Annotated in this window: 3 protein-coding genes; 2 read left to right on the plus strand and 1 reads right to left on the minus strand. The window is 52.0% G+C overall.

From position 1 onward, the window contains the following. Positions 1–306: 306 nt before the first annotated feature. Entirely contained in the window at positions 307–525 is a 219-nt protein-coding gene (locus FHC51_RS22575; protein WP_198129632.1) for a hypothetical protein, read from the minus strand. Positions 526–1,732: 1,207 nt separating this feature from the next. On the opposite strand from FHC51_RS22575, the gene FHC51_RS22580 reads away from it, so the two are divergent. Beyond that, positions 1,733–1,960 carry a YgdI/YgdR family lipoprotein gene (locus FHC51_RS22580; RefSeq protein WP_021243043.1) on the plus strand — a complete coding sequence of 76 codons (228 nt, stop codon included), beginning with the start codon at positions 1,733–1,735 and terminating at the stop codon, positions 1,958–1,960. Between the two features lie 365 nt (positions 1,961–2,325). Then, positions 2,326–2,511: a Rop family plasmid primer RNA-binding protein gene (locus FHC51_RS22585; protein WP_013772937.1), complete on the plus strand. Its 186-nt coding sequence runs from the start codon at positions 2,326–2,328 to the stop codon at positions 2,509–2,511. The last annotated feature ends 99 nt before the right edge of the window (positions 2,512–2,610 follow it).

Raw genomic sequence — 2,610 nt, forward strand, 5'->3', positions numbered from 1 at the left:
CGAGGAAAATGCGTGAAAATCGGTGAACGGGTGCGCAATTCAGTGCGCGGCCGTGAGGCGATGGCGGGGTGTCGGGGCGCAGCCCTGACCAGGGTATTTGTGATGCCGGCGCGTGCGCGGTATTACAAATGCACATCCTGTCCCGGAACGGACACCGGGAAACAGCAAAAAAAACCGGGCGGCACGCCCGGAACTCAATCAAGTTAGATTAGATTACTCTCACTCGTCCATAACAGCATCATGGAACGACGACCACCGTCCGTGACGGCCGCCTCGTTTAAGTATGGACAGAAATACAGAAAATGCTCAGGACGAAATGTAATGAATGCGAACGGATTCAAGAAATTCGAGCATGACAGTCCTTACGGCCGGTTCGGTTTCAGACAAAATCTGCCGGTATGCATCCAGCATCATGGCTCCGGCATCCCCTCCGGCACGCCGTAGCCAGACCGAAACAACGGACACAAGCAGGTGTCGCTCATCATCACTAAGAGTCATCAGGGCTCCGGAAGAAAAACCAAACATGGCTTACCTACTGTTAACGGCAACGCAGAAGAAAGGTTTACAGGGTAGCGGGCAGGGATGAAAAAAAAAAAATTGCAGTCAGGCCGGAACGGCTGCTGAACCGGTACAGGCGGGTTCCGGGCGCAGCGCCGGACCAGTCACGGAGCACTAGCGGAGTGTATACTGGCTTAAGATGTAGCATGGCAGTAACACATAGCATTAATGCCACATAAGACAGGCGCAGAAAGTGAAAGAAAACGCGTCAGGAGAAAATGTGATACAGAATATATTCCGCTTCCTCGCTCACTGACTCGCTCCGCTCGGTCGTTCGGCTGCGGCGAGCGGGACGGGCTTACGGATGGATCAGAAATTTCCTGGGGGATGCCAGGAAGATACTTAACGAAGAAAGCATAAGGCCGCGCCAAAGCCGTTTTTCCATAGGCTCCGCCCCCCTGACAAGCATCACAGAATCTGACGCTCAAATCAGTGGTGGCGAAACCCGATGCGGCTTAAAGATACCAGGCGTTTCCCCCTGGTGGCTCCCTCGTGCTCCCCCGCATTCCTGCCTTTCGGTTTACCGGTGTCACTCCGCTGTTATGGCCGCGGTTTCTCATTCCACGCCTGACACTCAGTTCCGGGAAGGCAGTTCGCTCCAGGATGGACTGTATGCACGAACCCCCCGTTCAGTCCGACCGCTGCGCCTTATCCGGTAACTATCAACTTGAGTCCAACCCGGAAAGACACGACTAATCGCCATTGGCAACGGCCATTGGCAAACAGGATGTGCGAGAGATGTCTCAAGAGTTCTTGAAGTGGCGGCCTTAGTGAGGCTACACTGAAAGGACAAATTTGGTGACATGTCTCGCACAAGACTGTTACCACGGTTAGGGGATCTGCCAGGATTACCTAACCTTCGAAAAACCACCTGCCAGGGTGGTTTTTTCGTTTACAGGGCAAGAGATTACGCGCGGAAAAAAAGGATCTCAAGAAGATCCTTTATAAATTAGACATCCAACCTCACAAAGAGGAATACTTAAATCATCTTGGTATATGTATCGGCCGGATTACATCTCATATAAGCCTCCTCCCCGCCTGACACCACACTTTGACCATAGCACCTCGCGCCTAACTCGATATACAGCCCACCATCAAGCCTCTTTTCACATAAAAAATGACCTATAGTTAGATGGTTAGTGACCAAAACTGATATGGATAAAAGGAGCTGGCTTTGAAAAAGATTTTTGTTTCAGTGTTCGCAGCGGCAGTTGCGCTTTCAGCCCTCACCGGCTGCACGCGCACAAGCTATGCCATACACACCAATGACGGTCGCACTATTGTCAGCGACGGCAAACCTAAAGAATCAGACTCAGGCCTGCTTGGCTATACAGACGCGAATGGTGTCAAACAGCAGATCAATAAAACCGACGTTAAAGAAGTCTCCGAAATTCCGCACTGAGCATCTTCTCCGAAAAAGGCCGCTAATGTGGCCTTTTTCTTTACCTGTGGTTCTCCGCCAAAATCCCAGCAAATTGCATCACCAAAGCTAAAAGCTTTCAGGGTTGTCTAAAAAGCACAAGACATAAGAGGAAGTGCGGTATTTTATAATCAAGCCCCCAAGAATTTACCATAACATCCGTTGCCCGCACCGCCTGAGACGCGTTCAGCGCGTTCCTGACGAAACCATGACAAAAACCACAACAAACCACCCCGGAACCCGTCAGAAACGCGCCTGTTAAATTTTAACGGCATGCATGACTATGCACCAGAATGACGCCATGCTCTTTTCACGCAAAAATCATCACCAGACGGGGAAAATCACCAGTGACCAGACAGGAATCCGCCGCCCTCAATATGGCCAAATTTATCCGCGCACAGACACTTCTCCTCCTTGAGCGGCTCGAGCAGATGGATCTGGATGAGGCTGCCGGCTGCTGTGAGCACCTGCACGATCAGGCCGAAGCGCTTTACGCCATGCTGAACGCACAGATAGGCGAGGAAAATGCGTGAAAATCGGTGAACGGGTGCGCAATTCAGTGCGCGGCCGTGAGGCGATGGCGGGGTGTCGGGGCGCAGCCCTGACCAGGGTATTTGTGATGCCGGCGCGTG

Origin of the sequence: Leclercia sp. EC_58 (assembly GCF_019584355.1) — a bacterium.
Classification (GTDB): Bacteria; Pseudomonadota; Gammaproteobacteria; order Enterobacterales; family Enterobacteriaceae; genus Enterobacter.